General features: G+C 64.0%; 1 protein-coding gene and 1 other annotated feature. The gene reads right to left on the bottom strand.

Annotation, left to right across the window (positions count from 1 at the left end; translation table 11 throughout):
• Window positions 1-39: 39 nt before the first annotated feature.
• Window positions 40-1,268, bottom strand: a protein-coding gene (locus tag OO12_RS18340; protein WP_152616512.1) for an IS3 family transposase whose coding sequence is annotated in 2 segments (ribosomal slippage) — window positions 40-980 and window positions 980-1,268 — 1,230 coding nt in all. Because the reading frame shifts where the segments join, the coding sequence is not laid out codon by codon here.
• Window positions 871-987 (bottom strand) — a sequence feature (AL1L pseudoknot). Its footprint overlaps the gene before it by 117 nt.
• Window positions 1,269-1,321 lie beyond the last annotated feature (53 nt).

Raw genomic sequence — 1,321 nt, 5'->3', positions numbered from 1 at the left:
TGAACCGCGCCGGGTCTGCCGGAGGCCGTGGGTTGTGAGTCACGCTGCCATATCGATGTTGTCCGCGGCAGCATAATATTGATCTTCGGCTTCGGCAGGCGGGATGTTGCCGATGGGCTCCATCAGCCGGCGATGGTTGAACCAGTCGACCCATTCGAGGGTCGCGTATTCCACCGCTTCGAAGGATCGCCAGGGTCCACGGCGATGGATGACCTCGGCCTTGTAGAGGCCGTTGATCGTCTCGGCTAAAGCGTTGTCGTAGCTATCGCCGACGCTGCCAACCGAGGGTTCGATCCCGGCTTCAGCGAGGCGCTCAGTGTACTTGATGGACACGTATTGCGATCCACGATCGCTATGATGGATCAGGCCGCCCCGATGGGTCGGGCGGCGATCGTGAAGCGCCTGTTCCAGGGCGTCGAGGACGAAGCTGGCATGGGCCGTCCTGCTGGCCCGCCAGCCGACGATCCGCCGAGCATAGGTGTCGATGACGAAGGCGACGTAGACGAACCCCGCCCAGGTCGCGACGTAGGTGAAGTCCGACACCCAGAGCCTGTTCGGTGCCGGGGTATAGAACTGGCGGTTGACGTGATCCAGCGGGCAAGATGCTGCCTTGTCGCTGATGGTCGTGCGCACCGGCTTGCCCCGGATCACCCCCTGCAAGCCCATCTCCCGCATCAGCCGAGCGACCGTACAGCGCGCGATCGGCAAGCCTTCCCGCATCATCTGCCGCCAGACCTTGCGCACACCGTAGACCGCGAAGTTCTCGGCGAACACGCGCGCGACCTCGGGCTTGAGGGCCGCATCCTGCCGTGCCCGCGCCGACAGGCGTGTCGGATCCTGTCGCTGCGCGACGCGCTCGTGGTAAGTGGATGGGGCGATCGGCAGGACGCGGCAGATCGGCTCGACCCCATAGGCATCGCGGTGATCGTCGATGAACGCGATCATCGCCGGAACGGGCGGTCGAGCTCCGCCTGCGCAAAATATGCCGACGCTTTGCGCAGGATCTCGTTGGCCTGTCGCAACTCGCGAACCTCGCGTTCCAGTGCTTTCACTTTGTCGGCTACTTCGGTCGGGACACCGGCACGCTTGCCGCTGTTCACCTCAGCCTTCTTCACCCACTCATGCAGCGTCTGCGGAACGCAGCCGATCTTCTCCGCGATCGACACTACTGCCGCCCAGCGGGAAGGGTAATCGCGCTCGTGATCGACCACCATACGCACCGCGCGCTCGCGCACTTCCGGCGCAAACTTGTTCGTCGTCTTGCTCATACAGGCTCCACCTTCTCAGGAGTTGGAGCCTCCGGCAAACCCGGCGCGGTTCA

The organism is Sphingomonas sp. ERG5, from assembly GCF_000803065.1.
GTDB lineage: Bacteria > Pseudomonadota > Alphaproteobacteria > Sphingomonadales > Sphingomonadaceae > Sphingomonas.
Note: the sequence above shows the minus strand (reverse complement) of the source record. Positions and strands in the feature narration are given on the sequence as shown.